The 19,064-nt window shown below is 39.1% G+C and carries 16 protein-coding genes and 2 pseudogenes; 3 read left to right on the top strand and 15 right to left on the bottom strand.

What is annotated here, in order from left to right:
- Positions 1 to 2: 2 nt before the first annotated feature.
- From NBH07_RS07475 to NBH07_RS07435, 9 genes are all read right to left on the bottom strand, one after another.
- Positions 3 to 665, bottom strand: coding sequence for a hypothetical protein (locus NBH07_RS07475; protein ID WP_005924471.1), 663 nt, complete (start codon positions 663 to 665; stop codon positions 3 to 5).
- Positions 666 to 1,415: 750 nt separating this feature from the next.
- The gene (locus NBH07_RS07470) at positions 1,416 to 2,003 is read right to left on the bottom strand and encodes a tyrosine-type recombinase/integrase (RefSeq protein WP_156682447.1); all 588 of its coding nucleotides are present in this window, start codon (positions 2,001 to 2,003) and stop codon (positions 1,416 to 1,418) included.
- A 150-nt stretch (positions 2,004 to 2,153) separates the two neighbouring features.
- Positions 2,154 to 2,600 (bottom strand): JAB domain-containing protein, encoded by a 447-nt coding sequence (locus NBH07_RS07465; protein ID WP_156682446.1) that lies wholly within the window; start codon positions 2,598 to 2,600, stop codon positions 2,154 to 2,156.
- Positions 2,601 to 2,686: 86 nt separating this feature from the next.
- Positions 2,687 to 3,706: a DUF3871 family protein gene (locus NBH07_RS07460; RefSeq protein ID WP_004310787.1), complete on the bottom strand. Its 1,020-nt coding sequence runs from the start codon at positions 3,704 to 3,706 to the stop codon at positions 2,687 to 2,689.
- Positions 3,707 to 4,016: 310 nt separating this feature from the next.
- Positions 4,017 to 5,870 carry an AAA family ATPase gene (locus NBH07_RS07455; RefSeq protein ID WP_156682445.1) on the bottom strand — a complete coding sequence of 618 codons (1,854 nt, stop codon included), beginning with the start codon at positions 5,868 to 5,870 and terminating at the stop codon, positions 4,017 to 4,019.
- A gap of 103 nt (positions 5,871 to 5,973) precedes the next feature.
- Complete coding sequence (locus NBH07_RS07450) at positions 5,974 to 6,789, bottom strand: hypothetical protein (RefSeq protein WP_005924460.1); 816 nt, start codon at positions 6,787 to 6,789, stop codon at positions 5,974 to 5,976.
- Between the two features lie 1,040 nt (positions 6,790 to 7,829).
- Positions 7,830 to 8,738 carry a hypothetical protein gene (locus tag NBH07_RS07445; protein ID WP_005924455.1) on the bottom strand — a complete coding sequence of 303 codons (909 nt, stop codon included), beginning with the start codon at positions 8,736 to 8,738 and terminating at the stop codon, positions 7,830 to 7,832.
- Between the two features lie 260 nt (positions 8,739 to 8,998).
- The gene (locus NBH07_RS07440; RefSeq protein WP_156682444.1) at positions 8,999 to 9,853 is read right to left on the bottom strand and encodes a hypothetical protein; all 855 of its coding nucleotides are present in this window, start codon (positions 9,851 to 9,853) and stop codon (positions 8,999 to 9,001) included.
- A 48-nt stretch (positions 9,854 to 9,901) separates the two neighbouring features.
- Entirely contained in the window at positions 9,902 to 11,716 is a 1,815-nt protein-coding gene (locus tag NBH07_RS07435) for a recombinase family protein (protein ID WP_156682443.1), read from the bottom strand.
- 70 nt (positions 11,717 to 11,786) lie between these two features.
- On the opposite strand from NBH07_RS07435, the pseudogene NBH07_RS07430 reads away from it, so the two are divergent.
- Positions 11,787 to 12,002: pseudogene (locus NBH07_RS07430) on the top strand (DMT family protein); the annotation flags it as partial.
- Positions 12,003 to 12,129: 127 nt separating this feature from the next.
- Here NBH07_RS07430 and miaA read toward each other — a convergent pair.
- Both miaA and NBH07_RS07420 read right to left on the bottom strand, forming a co-directional pair.
- Positions 12,130 to 13,029: a tRNA (adenosine(37)-N6)-dimethylallyltransferase MiaA gene (miaA, locus tag NBH07_RS07425; protein ID WP_005854367.1), complete on the bottom strand. Its 900-nt coding sequence runs from the start codon at positions 13,027 to 13,029 to the stop codon at positions 12,130 to 12,132.
- A complete protein-coding gene (locus NBH07_RS07420) occupies positions 13,029 to 13,589 on the bottom strand; it encodes an IS1096 element passenger TnpR family protein (protein ID WP_005854369.1) in 561 nt (186 codons plus the stop codon). Before NBH07_RS07420 ends, miaA begins: the two co-directional genes overlap by 1 nt.
- A 72-nt stretch (positions 13,590 to 13,661) precedes the next feature.
- Between NBH07_RS07420 and NBH07_RS22460 the strand changes: the two genes are divergently transcribed.
- Together NBH07_RS22460 and NBH07_RS07415 are read left to right on the top strand one after the other, a co-directional pair.
- Positions 13,662 to 13,787 carry a hypothetical protein gene (locus NBH07_RS22460; protein ID WP_005854371.1) on the top strand — a complete coding sequence of 42 codons (126 nt, stop codon included), beginning with the start codon at positions 13,662 to 13,664 and terminating at the stop codon, positions 13,785 to 13,787.
- A 148-nt stretch (positions 13,788 to 13,935) separates the two neighbouring features.
- A pseudogene (locus tag NBH07_RS07415) lies at positions 13,936 to 14,776 on the top strand (PD-(D/E)XK nuclease family transposase).
- A 101-nt stretch (positions 14,777 to 14,877) separates the two neighbouring features.
- Here NBH07_RS07415 and lpxA read toward each other — a convergent pair.
- From lpxA to pyrF, 4 genes are all read right to left on the bottom strand, one after another.
- Positions 14,878 to 15,663, bottom strand: a complete 786-nt coding sequence (lpxA, locus tag NBH07_RS07410; protein WP_009018102.1) for an acyl-ACP--UDP-N-acetylglucosamine O-acyltransferase — start codon at positions 15,661 to 15,663, stop codon at positions 14,878 to 14,880.
- A gap of 17 nt (positions 15,664 to 15,680) precedes the next feature.
- Positions 15,681 to 17,066 carry a bifunctional UDP-3-O-[3-hydroxymyristoyl] N-acetylglucosamine deacetylase/3-hydroxyacyl-ACP dehydratase gene (locus NBH07_RS07405; protein ID WP_005854379.1) on the bottom strand — a complete coding sequence of 462 codons (1,386 nt, stop codon included), beginning with the start codon at positions 17,064 to 17,066 and terminating at the stop codon, positions 15,681 to 15,683.
- Between the two features lie 6 nt (positions 17,067 to 17,072).
- Complete coding sequence (lpxD, locus tag NBH07_RS07400) at positions 17,073 to 18,116, bottom strand: UDP-3-O-(3-hydroxymyristoyl)glucosamine N-acyltransferase (protein ID WP_005854380.1); 1,044 nt, start codon at positions 18,114 to 18,116, stop codon at positions 17,073 to 17,075.
- Positions 18,117 to 18,205: 89 nt separating this feature from the next.
- A complete protein-coding gene (gene pyrF / locus NBH07_RS07395; protein ID WP_005854382.1) occupies positions 18,206 to 19,048 on the bottom strand; it encodes an orotidine-5'-phosphate decarboxylase in 843 nt (280 codons plus the stop codon).
- Positions 19,049 to 19,064 lie beyond the last annotated feature (16 nt).

Here is a 19,064-nt window from a genome sequence, read left to right as displayed (position 1 = left end):
TATTATATTGATTTCATTGTTCTAATCATGCCTCTATCTATAGCGTCATAAATTCTGCGTGTTTCATATTTAGGGCAACAATTATATTCACCCCCTTCAGACAGGTATTCAATATATGCTATGCCCCAATATATTTGTAGATATTTATAAAACTCGAATGAGCATTCAACTTTAAGATTTCTAATTTCACTCTTAGTATCTCCTTTCTTAGTGGTTTGAACATATAATGTACCCTCTTCTGGAAAATATTCTATTTTATATCTACAATATTCTCCCACATGATTAGCTATAGGGACATAAGTTCTAGGTGGCTCATCAAAAGATTTAATGATTAAGCATCCATCTTCATCAATAACAGGTGGGTATGCTTTTTGAAATATGTTACATAAAGTCTTGAAGGAATCAGATAATAAGTAATCTACTTCATCTTGAGATATGCAAAAGTCTGTACATTGACTCATGCAGTTATATAAGAATCTAAGTTTATCCCATTCTTTTAGAATATATTTTTCTTCTCGTTCTTTCTTACTTATTCTGCCTTTAGTAGTGTATTCGATATATGGTAACTTAAAGGATTTCTCTAAGAATGATGAAGGCATATATAATCTACACCCTGTATCATAGCATAGAGGACTTTTGGCACTTAAACTATTAACTAATTCCATAATAATGATATTATGCCTACCTGTTCCCTATGGATAAGCTATTTAAAATAAAAAAGGTGTGGGAACTATATATGTTTTACCCTACTGACTGGCTTCTCGCATTGCCTTTGGAGTGGATAAAACAATAGCCCCACACCAGTTTGAGATATAGAAACCTTATAAAAGGTAGGTATATAACAAATGATGTGGGTGCTATTGCTACCATCTTCACTCCATTTCAAATTTTGCGAGAATTTGTCAGTAGAAGATAATTTCAATAACACCTTTCGTTAAATATGTCCTTCCAACTCCCTATCTCATTAGTTCATTGGAATTGGTGCAAAGATAACAAAAGGTTTTAAATCAATCAGCATGGAGTGAAGATTAATAGTAATTATTGTGTTACTAAACAGGGAATTAATAGGGTATTTAAGCAGAGTTGCATCTGAACTCTGTAAATCCATGTGGGTATCAAATTCACTTCTCCCTATATAAAGACTGAATTCTGAATATTCTAACCTGCCTTGAATTACTATCTTTAAGTCAGCATATTGTTGGATATTCAAGAAGTGCTACCTGTGGCTTAACTAATAAGAGTTGAAATCGTTCTAAACTCTGTAAATTAATGGAATTGACTTACTTCTATAAGGCTGAAATGCCAAACTACCAAGATTGGACTTTAGATGTATCTAAGCTCAATATTTCATGGATTGGGGACAGAACCATTCAGACCACCATATAAGGTGAATCTTAATAATCCTGTCCCAATTATCAGAAGCTCAAACAGTCATAAGTCTGCAATATTTCCTCCTGTCTTAACCCCAAGTATCTTTTAGTAATGGCAACAGAACTATGGTTGAATAGTTCCATCAGCTTTACTAAGGCAAGTTCAGCATTATCACTGTTCATGTTATAGACCTGCCTACCAAAAGTCTTTCTAAGCGAATGGCAGCTAAAGTTCTTAATCTTTAACCTGTACTTCTTCTTCACCTCTTTAAGAATGATATTGATTCTCTGAACTGTGAAGATAGTGCCTTTCTGACTTACTAAGATAGGCGCATTGATTCCAACAGGATTTATATGCTCGTAGCACTCTTTAATATGCTGCTGTAATTGGGGATTCAGTCTGATAGTTCTTACCTTGCCTGTCTTTTGCTCAATTACTGTAAACTCGTCAGCATTTAATATCTGCTTCCATCTTAGAGATAGAATATCAGATATTCTTAATCCTGTGAAGCATCCTAAAGCTATAAGGAGTGAGATTTTATAATTCTCGTCTTTGGCTAACTTCCTTATGAGGTTCATTGCATCAGACCAAACAAGATAGTCTGCCGTTGTGCTTGAATATTTAAGTGACATAATATTCTGTTTTATAAGTTAATGAATAGAAGTGAATATTAATTCTGAGTTGGATTTGCTAACTCACTGATTACTAAAGGAACATTCACTAATAGCAAAAGTGAATATGATAAGGACACCCAACTTAGAAATTGAGTGCCCTTTACCTTATTATATCAATCCCTCGTCAGCAAAACTGTAATATCCTGTATCTGTTAATATGAGGTGGTCTGTTACTGTAATCCTTATAAGTCTTGCAGCTTCTTTGACCTGCTTAGTAATCTCCATATCCTGCCTGCTTGGTTTCGTGTTACCGCTTGGATGGTTATGTGCAAGAATGATAGCTACTGAATTGGTGAGTAATGCAGCTTGTAGAATTACTCTGACATCTACGGTCGTATCTGTTATTCCTCCCTCTGATATGAGAGTGTAACCTAAAATTTGTTTGGCTTGGTTTAGAAACAAGACTTTAAAATATTCCTTGTAACAGATAGTTCCTTCCTTATAGGTAGGAAGTAAGTATTTATAAACATCCTCTGAACAACTTACTTGATGCAGACTTTTAAATTTGGGTTTGTAGGACAGTTCCACTTCTCCCACAGTATAATCTATATCCATAATTTGATGTCTTAATAAGCTGGTAGATATAAAGAAAGGACAACTAATTGAATAGCTGCCCTTTCCTCTCTCAATCAACAATCCACTCAGCCTAAGAACCAAGCGTATTCACTATCTCCTAATTTGGCACGTTGAATGCCTTGTACAAACTCTGTACAGTTAAGATTCCTTTCCAAGAAGTTATCAATGTAACTTGACTTTACAGAACCATTGAGCAGGTTTAAGAGCTGCCAGCCTGTAATGCTGTCCCCTGTACTCTTGAAATTCACATCAGAAACGAATGCTCTGCAAGCAGCATTAATCTGACTGTCACCCAACAATAGACGAGGTAAGCGTTTCTGTTGGTTGGGTGTAAGAGCTTGATATAATCTCATCCTACCTATTATCTGACAAAACTCGCTTGTTGAGATTGACATCTGTCCAAGTGTTCTTAACAGGTGCAGGTCTTTGGATGGGTTGTAAGCGTGGAACAGATTCAATGCTGCTGCATATAGTTCCTGTACGCTTAGGACTTCTATCTTATCCTGTAAACCGTCAGTAGTAAGCATTAAATTCGAGCACACACGATTACGAAAGCCTATGAAGATTTTAAATCTCTCCACAGATTTCTTACTGTACAGGTTAATCTCGTTATATGCTCTCACTCCACCAATGGATAATGCTAAACGATTACCGTATTCATCGTGTACAATGGATGGAATTTCAAAGCAGAAGCACATTCTCTGATAGAACAAAGTTTTCTCTTCATCAGTCAGTTCAGAAGCCTTCTTACCTAATGCACTTGGTATTCTACCATTGATAGGGTGTGAGATTCTAATCTCTGGCATATCAAACTGTTCTCCATGAAAGTAATCCTTAGCTGCATCCACTACTGCACCTATAAAGGATTGGTGACTAATGGTTTCTTCCATTGATGCAAAACTTGGAATGATGCAGTCTTGTTGTAGATGCTGCAAGGTTACTTCCTGTGTATTGGCTTCAATGAAATGATTTACTCTTTTGGGTGCTGCAACTTCTTCCACAATAATTGCTTCTTCTGCAAACTCACCCATGTTTAATGATTCTCTACGCTGTGCCATAGCTGGCATAATTACTAAATCTCTCATAATGAAATTGAATTAAATGGTTATTGATTGAATGGATTTAACAAGAACAAACCTAAAACACAAGTGAATTACTTCGTTTGCATCTTAGGCTGTTCTATGTCTTTCCCTAAAGATTCTTTCAAAGGGAATGAGGAGCATTAGTAAATTATTGGTAGGCTGTGGCAATAGTACATCGTGCCCCCTCTCAGATTAAAAAGAATGCTTATTTCTGTCAGCAGTCAGACTGCATTGTTAAAGCATTCTTTTTTATTTAAGAGCTATAAGGGGGTGTTTATGTGGGTAGGGGTGTCTCGCTTGTGGTTCTGTTAGATTAATTTTGGATATTGTCATTAAAGAATGAATCGTACTTTTCATTACCTATATTGAGAATGAATAAATTAACTTGTGCCCTTGTTATCGCAGTATATATAAGCTCAACAGATTCAAAATCTTGTATAGAATCACTTTTATGTGGCTCAATGATTAAAAAGATTGTGTGTGATTCCCAGCCCTTAAAGCTGTGTATAGAAGATAGCTTTACAGTTCCTGTTTTTATTGAGAAATGATTTCTTCTGTATCGTCTGATTGTATTTATCCTCTCTTCAAAGTTGTTTTTAGATTTGGTCTCTAATTCGCTTTTATCATATTCTTCTTTAGTTTCAAATGTAGTGGTTGTATTCTCTTTTAATTGAGTCCTTATAGAGTATTCTATTTCTCTTAAAATATCAGCAGTACCAGATAGAATAGTAATGTCTGCTGGGTTAAGGCAATATTTCTTACAAGTCCCTTTATAGATATTGAATATCCTTTCTGTGCTGGCTTTCGCTCCAATATTGGCATATTTAATATTCCTTTGTTCAAAATCAAGCATAGGGTTATCTAACACAATCATATTGTCAATGGTGTATTTATTCTCTAAGAAATGGTGCTGGAACTTCATCGCTAACTTCCCTATTTCACTTGTGAATCTTTTGGAAGCGTTGAGAGACTTGTTCCAGTTTCCTGCGATTGTTTTAATTATTGGTTCTTTGTTCTCATCTAACGGTCTTCTGTAAATATTTTGTTTCTCATCTCCAAACACAACAAATTCACTATCCTCGTATAAGAAATATTTGGTAATTATTTCCAGCCATTCAGTTTGGTAGTCTTGTACCTCATCTATGAATATAGCCTTGTACTTCTTAATGTGATTCTTTACAGGCTCAAAGAAATTAATATCCGTATAAGATTTTAATCCTTTTATGGGTAGGTTATAGTTGTTTGCTTCTGATTTAATAAACTGATGATAGTTGGTGATATAGAATTTCTCCCAAGGATAACTCTCTCTTACATCATTGATTTTGTCGCGAATGTAATTCTTAAGGGATAGATTAAATGTTAGAATTAATATTTCACTATTAGTTCTTAGATATGCATTGACAGCTCTCTTTGCAAGGACAAGAGTTTTACCACTTCCTGCAATCCCTTTTATTTTACGTCTGGGTCTGCTTTCACTTCTAATAAGTTCTGCTTGTGCTTTAGTGTACTTAATATCAATCCCTTCTTCTAATTGATGAAAAGGTGGCTTGAGGTAGCGTTTGAAATTATTGTAAATATCTTCATCAAATAAGAAAGAAGGTTGTTCTATTCTTATCTTGCTGAAATATTCTTCTAAGTTTTGCAGTGTAAGAGAATCATATCCCCAATATTGTATATATTTTATGTCTTTTAAAAATTTGGTCTTATTATCTTCCTTGGATATATTCTCATGTATAAACTTCTCAATATTATCTTGGGACATCTTATGGAAGTAAACAAGTGTATATATAATATTTGAATAGTACCACTTATTCATTTTCTTCTCTAAGAAAGTACTTATGTGTAATGAGACAAGATTCTCTTTATAGTAATTTATTTGAGAGAAAGGTGATTGAACCTTTGTTGAAGTTGAATTATTCCACCAATCCAAATCATCATTAATAGCATAGTCAGTTAAATCCCAATCATTTACAGATATGATTATAGCTCCACATCCCTTTTTAAGAATAACAATATTGGGTCTGTCACCATTTATGAAAGGATGGTAATATATCTCAAACTCCATATTTAGATTCTTTTGTAAAAAGTCTAATAGGATTAGTTCTCCTTCTGTTGCTGGTTGGCGGAGATGCTGGATTGTATAGAAGTCAGGATAAATTTGTGCCATTGAATTGATGTATAAGGTTATATTGCAAATATATAACTAATATGCCTTTAAAAGAAAGAACTCTAAATCTTTTTAGTAGTCTGGAGCTTTTATTGCCATATCTTTATAAGGTTAAATCTGGCAGTTCTTCCTTGTCTTTTACCTCCTGCTTTCTGCCTACCAACCCACTTGATAATGATTTCATAAGAGCGTGCATATCCTTTACTTCCTCAAAATTATTCTCCTTGTACTTCTTGTAAATCATGCACTCCCTTGAAATGGGGTTTCCTCTGCTCTCATTAAATGCTATCATGTGTTCAAAGTCTGCTTTCACTTCCTCCACATATTTATCTTTGGGTAGGTCTATAAGCAAACCTTTAGCCTTTAAAATGATTGAATCTCCAACTTCATCCAATAAGTCCATCTCCCTTAGTTGGTCTATGTAGCTGGAGATAGTGCCATGTCCCATGTGGATTAGTTCTTTCAGTATTCTTACAGATAAGGTAATAGTATGACTGTATGGCTCTGCTGCACTGAACAGTTTAAGTATAAATCCTCTGAGCTTTAAATCCAGAGTATTGTTGTATGAATCGTAAAACTCCCTGTTGATTCTTCTGTAATGTCCAAAGCTGACAGGAAAGAATATATAATCAGTCCAAGTCCTATCTTTCTTACCACTGTCCTTATCCTGTATGCTGACTTCTCCTGTGGCTCTTAACTTGTCATTGAATGATTTGGAACTCTTACCACCTTTATAGTTGGCAGGTTTATCACCAACGAATGATGCAAGTTGGTCTATTGTAGTGTCAGTGGTCAATGTATATTTGTCTGCTGTCAATAGTAACACATATGTCCTGTAAACATCAGCACAACCTAACTTCTGAATCAGATTGTTGCTCATTACTGTATATTCCTTGAATGGTAATTTCTCGTAACTCATAAGGCAATCGCTCAATATGTTTAATTAAAATGATTTGGTTGGTCTTTAATAAGAATCTCACTTTAGAGGAACTTAACCTGTTGGATTTTCTAAGTTCGCTCAGCTTGTTATAGAAATGATTGTTATAAATCCACATATCATTGATTTTAGTCACTCCCAGCTTACAGATTACCTTTGCGGTGTCCGTAAGGACATTGCATGGGTCTTATTGGAATGTAGCGTAGGAGTGTAGAGAGGGGGTGTTTAGACACGCAGTAAAAAGTGAATAAGCACACCCCAAAGATTTAACAATATGAATCTCTCTGCTTCAATTTTTATCTTGTCAATAAGCCAATTTTTGCAATGAGATATAATAGGTAGTAACCTTTCCATTCTTCTTTCTCCTTGTCTTTAGATAGTTATTAAAATTAGCCCATAATCCAATATGAACCTTATTATCTTTTATTCCCTGTTTAAGAGCCTTAGCCCTTATCTGCTCATAGGTAAATTCTTCCATTTTGATATTCTGAATAGTTTGTAGTCCGTCAATCTGTGTGGTGGGATTATCTGTCTGTGCTACTGTAAAAGTAGTAATTCCACAAGTGGGGAACTAATGATAAGACCACAATTCAGAAGTATTAAGTAGGCAGGGAAACCTCTCACATTTCCCTGCTCCTTGTCAATCCTCCTTGTTATGTTCAAAACATAGGACTAAGTGTATAATTCCATTCTCATTCTTGAAAGCTATTCTTGGATTATTAACTTCCTTATATGTAATGGAAGTTATAATAATGGGGAACAGTTCATTTTCATTATAAAGTTTGAGGCTATTTGCAATATATTCATTAGAACTATATTCTGGGAGAATGAAACTGAACAAGTAGAGCTTGACATCATTGTATTGCTGCATTTTAGCTCTTAGTATTTCTTGCTTAGCAATTATTGCTTCGTAGATAGTGCTTAAATATAAACTGGATTGTATGATATATGGGTTCATTGTTTTATTATTTAGTTGGTTAAGAATTAAGCCCACCTGTCACATGGGCTTTATTGTTAGTTGGTTATGCAGTTTCTACAGACTTGTTGTTACTCTCATTCATATATTGGAACCATTTTTCAAAATTCTTGTAATATTGTTTGGCTTCTGCACTACCGTCTGGCTTCTGACTACCAAACCACACATCTTTGCTAATCATGGCGATTAACTGCTGGAGTTGGCTAATCTCTGGTTTGTATTCATTGTAGAACAGCTTAAATCCTTTTGCTAATCTTCCATTATCGTATGTAGATTCAGAGATTTTACTGCTTTTAAAAGCCTTTAGAACTTTATCGCCTAACTCTTGGGTGGTTGCATTTAACTTTAAAGATTTGGGTAGTCTATTTATGCCCAATTTAAGGTCTTTGGCGACATTAGCTTTAACCTCTGGTTGCCCTAATGTATAAAAGCTATAGATTACGTCAGACTTCAATCCTGTTTCTTGAATTTGTGCTTCAATATAATCAATTCTCTCGTCTCCTGTTTGGAACTTTGATTTGCTAAAGTCTTTGTAATTCCAAGGTCTGCCGTTATTGATAGAGGCTGTAAATAATGCCAAACTCATATTCTCTGGTTTCTTAATGGTTTCAGTCATTTCTTCTTCATTAAAATCAATATAGCCTTCTACCTCCAGTATGAACATGGCTATCATCCTGTGTTGTCCATCCACTGGGGCTTTAGCTGCTGCTCTTTCAGTGGCATCTGTAACCTCTTCTGTATTCAGCATCCAGTTGTCTATTGAAAGAGGTTTGGCATTGGACTTAGGAACAATGGAAACCTTTAATAATTTCTCTCCTGTTAAATCCTCGCTGCCAACTAACTTAATCTTACCCATTGCAGCATTAAAGCCATATTTCTCAATCATTGAATAGCACTTCTTTACATTCTCTGCTACGATTTCACGATTGCTGCCATAAAAATAAATAGTCATCATATCTTCTTTGCAGTTTTTAGACTGGTGCGCTCCAGCTTTTGTTAATTTTGATATTGCAAAGCTACTGGCTTCTGGGCTGATTAAAAGAGAGAAATTAATGAGTGGTTTTATTTCCCCTCTAAATTGGTAGCTCGTCCGCTATCGTTTTGACGATGCAAAGATGGGATATAATGGTAGGATTAAAAGAGAGAAAAAAAGTCCTGCTTTTATGTACCCTCTTAATGGTACGGAGCAGGACTTGATTGGTTATCAGTGTGTTATTAGAAGTATATGCTATTCACAGTATTAATTCTCTTGTCTTTATATTGCTTGATGTAGCCTTTTAGGACATCTTCATCATCTGAGAATTTACTATGTTTAGATAGCTTGGTAAAGTAGATAAGCCTTGATATGAGCAATGTCTTACTGAGTGATATGGTGCCTCCTTTCTTTTGTCTGACATTAAACTGCTTATTGTATGGGGATAAATTGAAGAAGTCATTGAACATCTTATAGAACAGCCATATCTGAACGGATTCCTTTTCTTCTGCATGGGTGTCCATGCTGACTTGTTGGCTCTGCATCCAAGGATGTTCCTCTATCTCCTTTAGGTTATTGATGATGGTAGTAGCCAAGTAGCCTATGGCATTGGCATTGTCAATTACTATCTGATGCTTGCCTTCAACCTTTACAGAGACTGTAATAGGCTTCTTAAAACTTACTCCAAATTGGTTAATCTCCTTATGGTTGTCAGCTATGGCTTTGGCAAATTTGGTAAGCAGTTCTATTCCAATGCCTGTTGCTTTCATTCCATCTAAGCACGTTCCACAAGTATAGTCAAAGATGAATAGAAGCAGAAACCAAAACTTATCTATATCAACACCCAAGCCTTTCAGCGTATTTTGTATGTCCTCATTGGCTATATAATCTTCGTATGTGAAGTTACCATATAGTTTATTCTGATTGTATCTTCTTATGAATAAGGGCAAGGCGGTTGTACCATAAATATATTGTTCTCCTGTTTCATGGTCTATATCATAATCTGGTACATAAAGTACTGCTACCTCCTCCATGTATTCAAGTAACTCTATGCCTTTAGGGAAATAAGTTTCTTCAAGTCTTTCAATTGGTCTCATATCTTTGCTTATATGGTTTGGAAGCAAAGATAATTAAAAAGGATGAAGTTATTCCTTTTTTAATGGTCTGAGCCTACCATCCAACCCTGCTTTATGTAGTTCTTCTAAATATCTTTCTCTATAACTAAGGTCAAGATGCAAGGCTCTTTCTTTTGCAAGGTCTGATTTAAGATATTCTTGTAAAGTCATAGTCTTTGTTTTCCTAATCATTTCTATGCTAAAGTTCTTCATATCACTGGACTTTAAAGTATCATAGTTCGCTGTTATAATTCCTTTTTCATCAATCGTCCAGTTGTCTAATAGGAGAGAAGCCATTGCAATGCTTCTGACTTTCGTAATAGCTATATAGAATTTAATTCCATTAAGGAACTGTACAATATAATATCCCTGCATAGTAGTGACAGGAATATAATTCACTCTCTCCAAATATTTATGATATAGTTCTCCTTGTTCTTCGATGCTGAGGTTTTGAAGCTTCTCTTTACCATTATTATCTTTAATCCTTTCGATGTCTGCTATCTTTTTACTTTGTGATTTTTTATATCTTATAATTTCTTTATCAATAGATTTTATCTTCTCATCTAACTGGTTCTGTTTCTCTTGGATAATGTTTAAAAGGGTAGGATTGGTGGTTAGTAGAAACTTGTTGGCATTTTCTTGACTTTCATTAGATAAGTTCTCTTTATCAAGATATAGGGTAGATAAACGTTTCTCAATTCCAGCTATTTCCTCTTGTAGCTCTGTAACTCTATTGTCTGTTTGGTTCCTAAAGAAGTTGATATATTCTGCTGTGTGCATAGATTTGAAAAGACTATATAATATTTCATTCGTAAGGTCGTAAGAAACTTCATCAATATTATATTTACAGAAGTCTGGATGAGATTTCCTATCAACACAGCTACATCTATATGTTAGTTTTGAAATTCCTGCTGCTGGCTTTTTGTCTTTTACAGTCATGGCTCTCCCACATCTACATCTGATGATTCCTTTTAATGGATTATGATTGACTTTTCCAGTTGGAGTATTTTTATAGTTGTTTTTAATCAGTTCTTGTGCTTTCATAAAATCCTCTTCACTGATAATAGGTTTTATTCTAACCTCGATGGTATAAGGTTCTTCTCTACCTAATCTCTGTGTTCTTCTTCTGATTCCTCTATAAATATCACTATGGATATAGTTGCTTAGAATGGCAACAGTGCTGTAATATCCTCTAAAAGTAATATTCCTTTCATTGAAATATCTGGCTACTGCTCCCAGTGTCTTACCAGAGTTTACTAAAGCGAAGAGTCTTTTTATATTCTCTACTTCTTCTGGTACTTCTTCTAAAATATATTTAGGACGTTTCCCATTGGGGTTAGGAACTGCTTTATATCCATAAGGTATTTTTTGGTCTACAACTGCATAAGGATAAGCTTGGAAGAGAGCTTGCTTCCCATCTTGGTTCTTCTTTTTAATATCCAATCTTTCTTGTGCTGCTGCCCATGCTTTGATAGTGAGGATAAGTATTTCTGTAATGTCTAAAAGTTTATTAGCTTCATAAATTTTACTGGGACTATCTAAGAGTATTACAGATAATCCTTTATTAATAATCTGTTGAATGTTGTAAACTGTCTCTGTTACATCTTCTTGCCTGCTCAAACGTGATAACTCAGAGATTACTATCATGTCTGCATCTTTGTAGGTTTTACTTTGTAATTCGATATAACCTTTTCTGTCTGCAACCACACCAGATATTCCAAAGTCCTCAATAATTTCAATTAACTCATAATTGTTGTTCTCACAGAACTCCTTAATCTTTAGCTTTTGTCGAGATAAGTCTTGTTTTGTAGTAGAAACTCGTGCGTATCCTATAATTTTTATCATAATGTAATATGTTGATTATGAAGTAAATATAGGTATAAAATTTCACTTGGGCAAGTCTATTTAGTTAAGTGAGTATTGTTTCCAAGTACCGGCGAATCGCATCGGTTTCCGGGATAACGGGGGACCGTTCAACTTGATTCAATTGAAAGTGATCCAAGAGGTGATTACGTTGGTGGTATTCGTGGCCTTCAGTACCATCGCTTTTAAGGGGGAGTCGTTTAAATGGAACCATGCGCTTGCTTTCGTATTCTTGGTAGCGGCGGTTTATCTGGTTTTCAAGAAATAAAGTCGTTGCGTTTGGCTTTGATAATCAGCGGAAAACCTTGATGCCTATTTTAAGATGCTTACAATGCCTATTCAAGCATGTTTATAATGCCCATTGTAAGCACCTTATAATGGGCATTGTTAAAACGCTATATGATCTGTTGGCTCAGATGTGTAAATATAGCTTCGGTCTCATCCGGATGGAACCATGTTATTTCTGGGTCCCGTTTAAACCAAGTCATTTGCTTCCGGGCGTAGACCCGGGAGTTTCGTTTGATTTTCTCCACGGCGAGGTCTAATGTCCATTCTCCGCTGAAGTAATTGAATAATTCTTTATAACCTACCGTGTTCAAGGAATTCAAATGACGGAAGGGATAAGCCCGGCGAGCCTCTTCCAATAATCCTTCGCTCATCATTAGATCTACACGTTGGTTGATGCGGTCGCATAATTCGTCGCGATCTCTATTAAGCCCTACTTTGATGATCCGGAACGGACGCTCTTTCTTAATGTTCGTGCGGAAGGAGGAGTAAGGCTTGCCTGTCATCCGGCAAATCTCTACGGCATGGATCACTCGTTTATAATTATTCCGGTCCACTTCCTCATAATGGACAGGGTCTGCTTCTTTTAATTCAGCGAGGATAGGGGCTAGTCCCTCGGTTTCAAATTGCATGTATAGGGCATCCCGGATCTCCGGTGTAACTGTCGGGATATCGTCAATACCTTTACATACGGCATCGATGTACATCATAGAGCCTCCGGTCATTACGACGGTCGGGATCGTTTTATGTAATTCGGATAGGAGGGAGACCACGTCTTCCTCGAAGTTGCTGGCGCTGTAATAATCGGTAAGCGAGAGAGTGCCTACCATATAATGCTTGACACGAGCCATTTGTTCCGGTGTTGGGGCAGCCGTGCCGATCGGAAGGTCTTTATAGAGCTGACGGGAGTCGGAAGAGATAATCGGAGAGCCGAAACGTTCCGCCACTTGGAGGCTTAACTCGGTCTTTCCGACTCCTGTCGGCCCAAGTAATATAACGAGGGAATTCATCAAAAGCGCTCGTCGTCGTAAGGATTATCCATCGGGCCTTCGCCTAAACCGTCGAAGCCGCTTTTGTCTAATTCGTCCATATCGTATTCGGAATCCCCGTAAAAATCTTCTCCTACGTCCGTACTGCCGTTCTTAGCCTCGAACTCATCGAAAGAAACTATTTGGGCGGGAGGCGTACCTACCGATTTGCTGCAAATAGGAGCATCCAAGTCTTTTCCCGGAACGATCTCACGAAGTTCCATGAAGAAGGCACGTTCGGTCATATAATCGAAAACGAAAAGTAGTTTTTGGTGCTCGTCTTCCAACAATTCTTCCAGTTGAGTATCGGCCATGACATAGCTGTCTTCCTCGGAAGAGGTATCCATCTCCACTAATGTGATCTCTGTCTTTTTACTCCAGTCATCGTCACATATGAAGAAAGAGGTCATTTGATCCTTTGTATAACCTACAGAGTCGAGAATGGCGTTTTGCAAATCCAAGAAAGTAGACTCGGAATCAATCTTGATCTCGCGCTTGAAGTCATCTGCTTCATCTGATAGGATTAGAAATCTAAATAGCATAGTCGTTTAGTTTTATTATTGCCTCAAAAGTAGTAAAAATATGGATATACCCAATATACGTCGCTATAAATAATGAAAGAGGGTGCGCGTCTGATCCCTGTATCTGAGGCGACCGTCGTAGCTTCGTCTTCAACCTTCGTCAAAGAGACGGAACCTGCGGCTGAGATATTAGTGGCAGTTGTCACCTTGAATAGGTAATTGTAATATGGGTAAATAATAAAAATCACAGTATCAGATATCAATCTTTTGCATTTCGCCCGAAAAGACATATCTTTACGACACCGCCCGCTATTGGGCCGTAACTTAAAACCTATCAACTATGGATAAAAAAGAGGAGGATCAACGCATGAAAGAATTAAAAGACCGATACATACGTTTCGATTGGGCGATCAAGAGACTGCTCCGGCAAAAAGCCAACTTCGGTGTGCTGGAGGGTTTTCTCACGGTTTTTCTTGGAGAGAAGATTACCATCGTGGAGCTACTGGAGAGCGAGGGTAATCAACTGTCATGAGGATGACAAGTTCAACCGGGTGGACATCAAGGCGCTTAACGACAAGGGAGAGATCATCATCGTGAAAATACAAAATATTCGCAAGCTATATTATCTCGAACAGGTACTCTATGGCGTGGCGAAAACCATAACCGAGTACATATCACTGGGCGAGGACTACCTTTATCACGGGCAGAATCATTTCATCGGCGTACATACCAAGGATCAATTGGTAGTCAACACGAAAGAGAGGAGCGTAATTGTCTCCAAGCTATCCCCCGAGATTTTCCCCGAATATATACTCATACGGACCAATAAGTTCGATAAGATAGCCGTCACTTCCCTAGAAGAATGGATGGACTACCTTAAAAGAGGAACAATTCGTCCTGACACCATGACTCCGGGATTAGGCGAGGCTCGAGAAAAATTGAGATACTACTCCATGCCCCCCGAGGATAGATACGCTTACGACGAACACCTGAATGCGGTCATGATACAAAATGACGTATTGGATTCGGCGAAGCTTGAAGGATACCTGGAAGGACTAGCGGAAAGTAGAGCGGAAAATAAGGAGAAAGGTAAGGCGAAAGGACTGGCAAAAGGCGAGACAGAAGCGAACCTCGAAAACGCCAAGAAGATGAAAGCCATGGGGATCGATCTTGAAATGATCCGGCAGATCACGGGAATTACCCTATAAATAACCTTTTGGTGACATAAATAGCGAATCGGCGCAAACCCCTCATTGTAAGATGTGGATTTGCGCTGATTTGTTTTTGGTTGTCCGGATGTTTGTGTCGCTTATTCGTCGATCGAACCTCTTACGATACCCCGGCTGGAAGACTTGATGAAATTGAGGATCAAATCCCGTTCCTCGCTAGGCTCGTACTCGGTCTCGATCGCTTTCAGCGCCTCCGTATTATTCAAGCCTCGGGTATACAGCGTGCGATAGATGTCTTGAATCAAGAATACCTGCTGATTCGTGAATCCCCGGCGACGTAAACCTACGATATTGATACCGCAATAAACGATCGGATCACGGCCGATCAAGGTATAAGGAGGGATATCTTTTCCGATACGAGAACCGCCTTGTACCATCACGTGCTTGGATATACGCGTGAACTGATGCACCAAGGAACCTCCGCTTACGATAGCGAAATCATCAATCTCTACCTCCCCGGCGATTTGCGAAGCGTTACCGATGATAATATGGTCTTTTAAGACGCAATCATGGGCCACGTGCGAATAAGCCATGATTAAGCAATTGCGACCTACCACGGTCTTACCTTTGGAAGCGGTACCCCGGTTGATCGTCACGCATTCGCGAAGCGTCGTGTTATCTCCGATTTCCGCCGTCGTGGTTTCCCCCGCGAATTTCATGTCTTGAGGGATACCGGCAACGACCGCTCCCGGGAAAATATTGCAATTTTTACCAATCCGTGCGCCATCCAAGATAACGGCGTGAGAATATATATGGCAATTATCACCGATTACGACATCTTTCTCAATCACGGCAAACGGATCGATAGTTACATTCTGGCCGATCTGGGCCTCTGGATGAACGACTGCTAGAGGAGATATATTCATTATCGTACTTTATCTTATTATTTGTTTTTTACAATCTGAGCCATGAACTCGGCTTCACTAACCAATTTATCACCAACGAATACATACCCTTTCATGGTAGAGATCCCGCGACGGATCGGTGCCAATAATTCCAGACGTAAGATCAACGTATCGCCCGGAACGACTTTTTGGCGGAATTTCACGCCATCTATTTTCATGAAGTAGGTAGAATAGCGCTCTGGCTCATCTACGGAATTCAAGACTAGCAAACCACCTGTTTGTGCCATAGCCTCAACCTGCAGGACTCCCGGCATGACCGGCTCCTGAGGGAAATGCCCTTGGAAGAACGGTTCGTTGGTCGTGATGTTCTTTACGCCTACGATATAGTTCCCGCCAACCTCGATGATCTTGTCAACCAATAAGAACGGATAGCGGTGCGGCAATAATTCACGGATACGGTTGATATCCATCACCGGCTCACGGTTCGGATCGTATACCGGGGCTTGCACCTCGTTCATCTTGATATCCTTGCGGATCATACGAGCTAACTGGTTATTGATCTTATGTCCCGGACGGGTAGCGATCACACGTCCGCGGATCGGCTTACCGATCAAGGCGATATCTCCGATCACGTCGATCAATTTATGACGTGCCGGTTCGTTATCGAATACAAGCGGCTTGTTATTGATATAACCTAATTCCTGCACGTTCTTGTGAGGGATGTTCAGCATATCCGCCAATTTGTCCAAAGATTCTTGCGGTATCTTCTGGTCGTAGATAACGATCGCATTGTCTAAATCGCCACCCTTGATCAAGTTATTGTTGAGCAACATCTCCACTTCGCGTACGAATACGAACGTACGTGAAGCCGCCAATTCTGTCGGGAATTCGCTGAGATCGTTCAACGTGGCGAATTGGTTGGAAAGCACGGGCGAATCGAATGAGATCAATACGTTCACGCTGAACTTATCATCCGGAAGGATGATCAACGAAGAACCGGTTTCCTCATCTTTTACCTCGATCTTGTGCTTTACGATATAATAATCCTTCGGAGCGTTTTGCTCAACAACCCCTGTCTTTTGGATTTCCTCGGAGAAGAAGCGAGAACTTCCGTCTAGGATCGGAAACTCGGGTGCGTTTACCTCGATCAAGCAGTTATCGATCTCATAAGCGTATAAAGCCGCCATCGCGTGCTCGATCGTACTTACTTGAACGCCATTCTTGCTAAGCACCGTACCCCGTTGTGTATTAACCACGTTCTCGGCCAAGGCGTCAATCGTCGGTTGGCCTTCCATATCGACACGTTTGATCTTGTATCCATGGTTCTCGGGTGCGGGATTAAACGTAATCTCTATATCTAATCCGGTATGCAACCCTTTTCCTTTCAAGGAGAAACTTGCCGCAAGCGTTTTCTGTTTTTGCATAGGTCTTTATTGTTTATTAATTTCTTTCTTGAGTTGTTCGATCTCCCGTTGCATTTGCCCCAGCGAGCGGTATATATCCGGAAGACGGTTGAAGATCGCGCTGGAACGCATGAAGTTCTTAGCGTTGATCGCCGGCGCCCCGAGCAATGTCGTCGCTTCCTTCACGTCGCTGATAACGCCAGCCTGAGCTCCGAATACGACGTGGTCCGCCACATGGATATGTCCGGCCAAACCAACTTGTCCGCCAAACATACAATGCTTTCCTACTTTTACGGAACCGGCGATGCCGACTTGCGCCGCCATCACGGTATTCTCGCCTACCTCCACGTTATGAGCGATTTGTACGAGATTGTCCAGCTTAACGCCTCGGTGAATGATCGTAGAATCCATCACCGCACGGTCAATTGTCGTATTGGCTCCGATCTCTACATCATCCTCGATAATAACGTTGCCTAATTGCGGGATTTTCTTGTAAGTCTCACCTTCGGGAGCGAATCCGAAACCGTCAGCCCCGACTACGCTACCGGCATGAAGGATACAATTATTGCCGATTATACAATTCTCGTAAACGGTGGCATGCGGATAGAATACGCAGTTATCTCCTACCGTCACGTGATCACCGATATAAGCGTGCGGGTATACCATACAGTTCTTACCCATTTTTACGCCTTCTCCGATGTAGGCGAAGTTACCGACATAACAATCGTCGCTCACGATCGCGGAAGCGGCGATAAAAGCGGTAGAATCAACCCCCTTCTTTTTGCTCTTCGATTGCTCTACCAAATTTAATAACATCGCGAGCGCCGCATAAGCGTTCTCTACTTTTACAAGTGTGGCTCTTATCGGTTGTTCCGGTTTGAAATCATTATTCACCAAAACAATGCTTGCCTCGGTATTATAAATATGATGCGCATATTTAAGATTCGCCAAAAAGGTCAATGTACCTGGCTTTCCTTCTTCTATTTTAGAGAAGTTGCTGACTTTAACGTTCGGATCTCCTTCAATCGTTCCGTTCAGGAAGCCGGCAATTTGTTGGGCTGAAAACTCCATTACTTATTCAATTATATATGTATCTTCGTTGACTGTCCGCTGTTTATAGACAGTTAGTTTGCAAAAATGGTGAAAATTCTTTATATAGCCTATGCTTTGCAGGGAATAATTCCCTTATCATGTAGATAACCGGCCATTTCTTTCTGTACGGCATGTGCCGCCTCACGGGCTACGTTGGCGAAAGCCTCCGTCTTATCCGCGTAAATAATCGCACGGGAAGAATTTACCAAAAGACCGCATTGGTCGTTCATCCCGTATTGAGCTACTTCCGCCAAGCTTCCACCTTGAGCGCCTACGCCCGGAACTAACAAGAAATGATTCGGGGCCTGTTTACGGATATCAAGGAACATCTTGCCTTGGGTAGCGCCCACTACATACATCATTTGCTCATCGTTAGCCCATTCTTGCGATTTCTTTAGTACTTTCTCGAAAAGACGTTCACCATTTGCGTCTTCCGTCATTTGAAAATCATGTGAGCCTTTATTGGAGGTCAAGGCCAATAAGATTACCCAAGCCTCCGGGTAGATCAAGAATGGTTTTACGCTATCCTCGCCCATATAGGGAGCGACCGTTACGGCATCTACCTTGATATGATCGAAGAAAGAACGGGCATACATCTCGGAGGTATTTCCGATATCACCACGTTTCGCGTCGGCGATGATAAATTGATCGGGATAATTCTCCCGTAAGTAAGCCACAGTCTTCTCAAAAGCCATCATACCCTTTGTGCCGAGGCTCTCGTAAAAAGCCAGATTCGGCTTGTAAGCGACACAATAATCGGCGGTAGCGTCGATGATCGCTTTATTGAATGCGAAAATAGGATCTTCTTCCGACAATAGATGCTGCGGGATCTTTTTTATATCTGTATCTAATCCGACACAAAGGAAGGATTGTTTCTTTTTAATATTCTCGAATAGCTGTTGTTTGTTCATTTTCTTATTCAGTATG

The organism is Parabacteroides sp. B2-S-102 (genome assembly GCF_023656665.1).
GTDB lineage: Bacteria > Bacteroidota > Bacteroidia > Bacteroidales > Tannerellaceae > Parabacteroides > Parabacteroides distasonis.
The sequence above is the reverse complement of the archived record's forward strand: the minus strand, read 5'-3'. Positions and strand labels throughout refer to the sequence as shown.

Coding starts and splice junctions, on each gene's coding strand:
- NBH07_RS07475 (WP_005924471.1), bottom strand. CDS start 665: ATGGAATTAGTTAATAGTTTAAGTGCCAAAAGTCCTCTATGCTATGAT.
- NBH07_RS07470 (WP_156682447.1), bottom strand. CDS start 2,003: ATGTCACTTAAATATTCAAGCACAACGGCAGACTATCTTGTTTGGTCT.
- NBH07_RS07465 (WP_156682446.1), bottom strand. CDS start 2,600: ATGGATATAGATTATACTGTGGGAGAAGTGGAACTGTCCTACAAACCC.
- NBH07_RS07460 (WP_004310787.1), bottom strand. CDS start 3,706: ATGAGAGATTTAGTAATTATGCCAGCTATGGCACAGCGTAGAGAATCA.
- NBH07_RS07455 (WP_156682445.1), bottom strand. CDS start 5,870: ATGGCACAAATTTATCCTGACTTCTATACAATCCAGCATCTCCGCCAA.
- NBH07_RS07450 (WP_005924460.1), bottom strand. CDS start 6,789: ATGAGTTACGAGAAATTACCATTCAAGGAATATACAGTAATGAGCAAC.
- NBH07_RS07445 (WP_005924455.1), bottom strand. CDS start 8,738: ATGATGACTATTTATTTTTATGGCAGCAATCGTGAAATCGTAGCAGAG.
- NBH07_RS07440 (WP_156682444.1), bottom strand. CDS start 9,853: ATGAGACCAATTGAAAGACTTGAAGAAACTTATTTCCCTAAAGGCATA.
- NBH07_RS07435 (WP_156682443.1), bottom strand. CDS start 11,716: ATGATAAAAATTATAGGATACGCACGAGTTTCTACTACAAAACAAGAC.
- miaA (WP_005854367.1), bottom strand. CDS start 13,029: ATGAATTCCCTCGTTATATTACTTGGGCCGACAGGAGTCGGAAAGACC.
- NBH07_RS07420 (WP_005854369.1), bottom strand. CDS start 13,589: ATGCTATTTAGATTTCTAATCCTATCAGATGAAGCAGATGACTTCAAG.
- NBH07_RS22460 (WP_005854371.1), top strand. CDS start 13,662: ATGAAAGAGGGTGCGCGTCTGATCCCTGTATCTGAGGCGACCGTCGTA.
- lpxA (WP_009018102.1), bottom strand. CDS start 15,663: ATGAATATATCTCCTCTAGCAGTCGTTCATCCAGAGGCCCAGATCGGC.
- NBH07_RS07405 (WP_005854379.1), bottom strand. CDS start 17,066: ATGCAAAAACAGAAAACGCTTGCGGCAAGTTTCTCCTTGAAAGGAAAA.
- lpxD (WP_005854380.1), bottom strand. CDS start 18,116: ATGGAGTTTTCAGCCCAACAAATTGCCGGCTTCCTGAACGGAACGATT.
- pyrF (WP_005854382.1), bottom strand. CDS start 19,048: ATGAACAAACAACAGCTATTCGAGAATATTAAAAAGAAACAATCCTTC.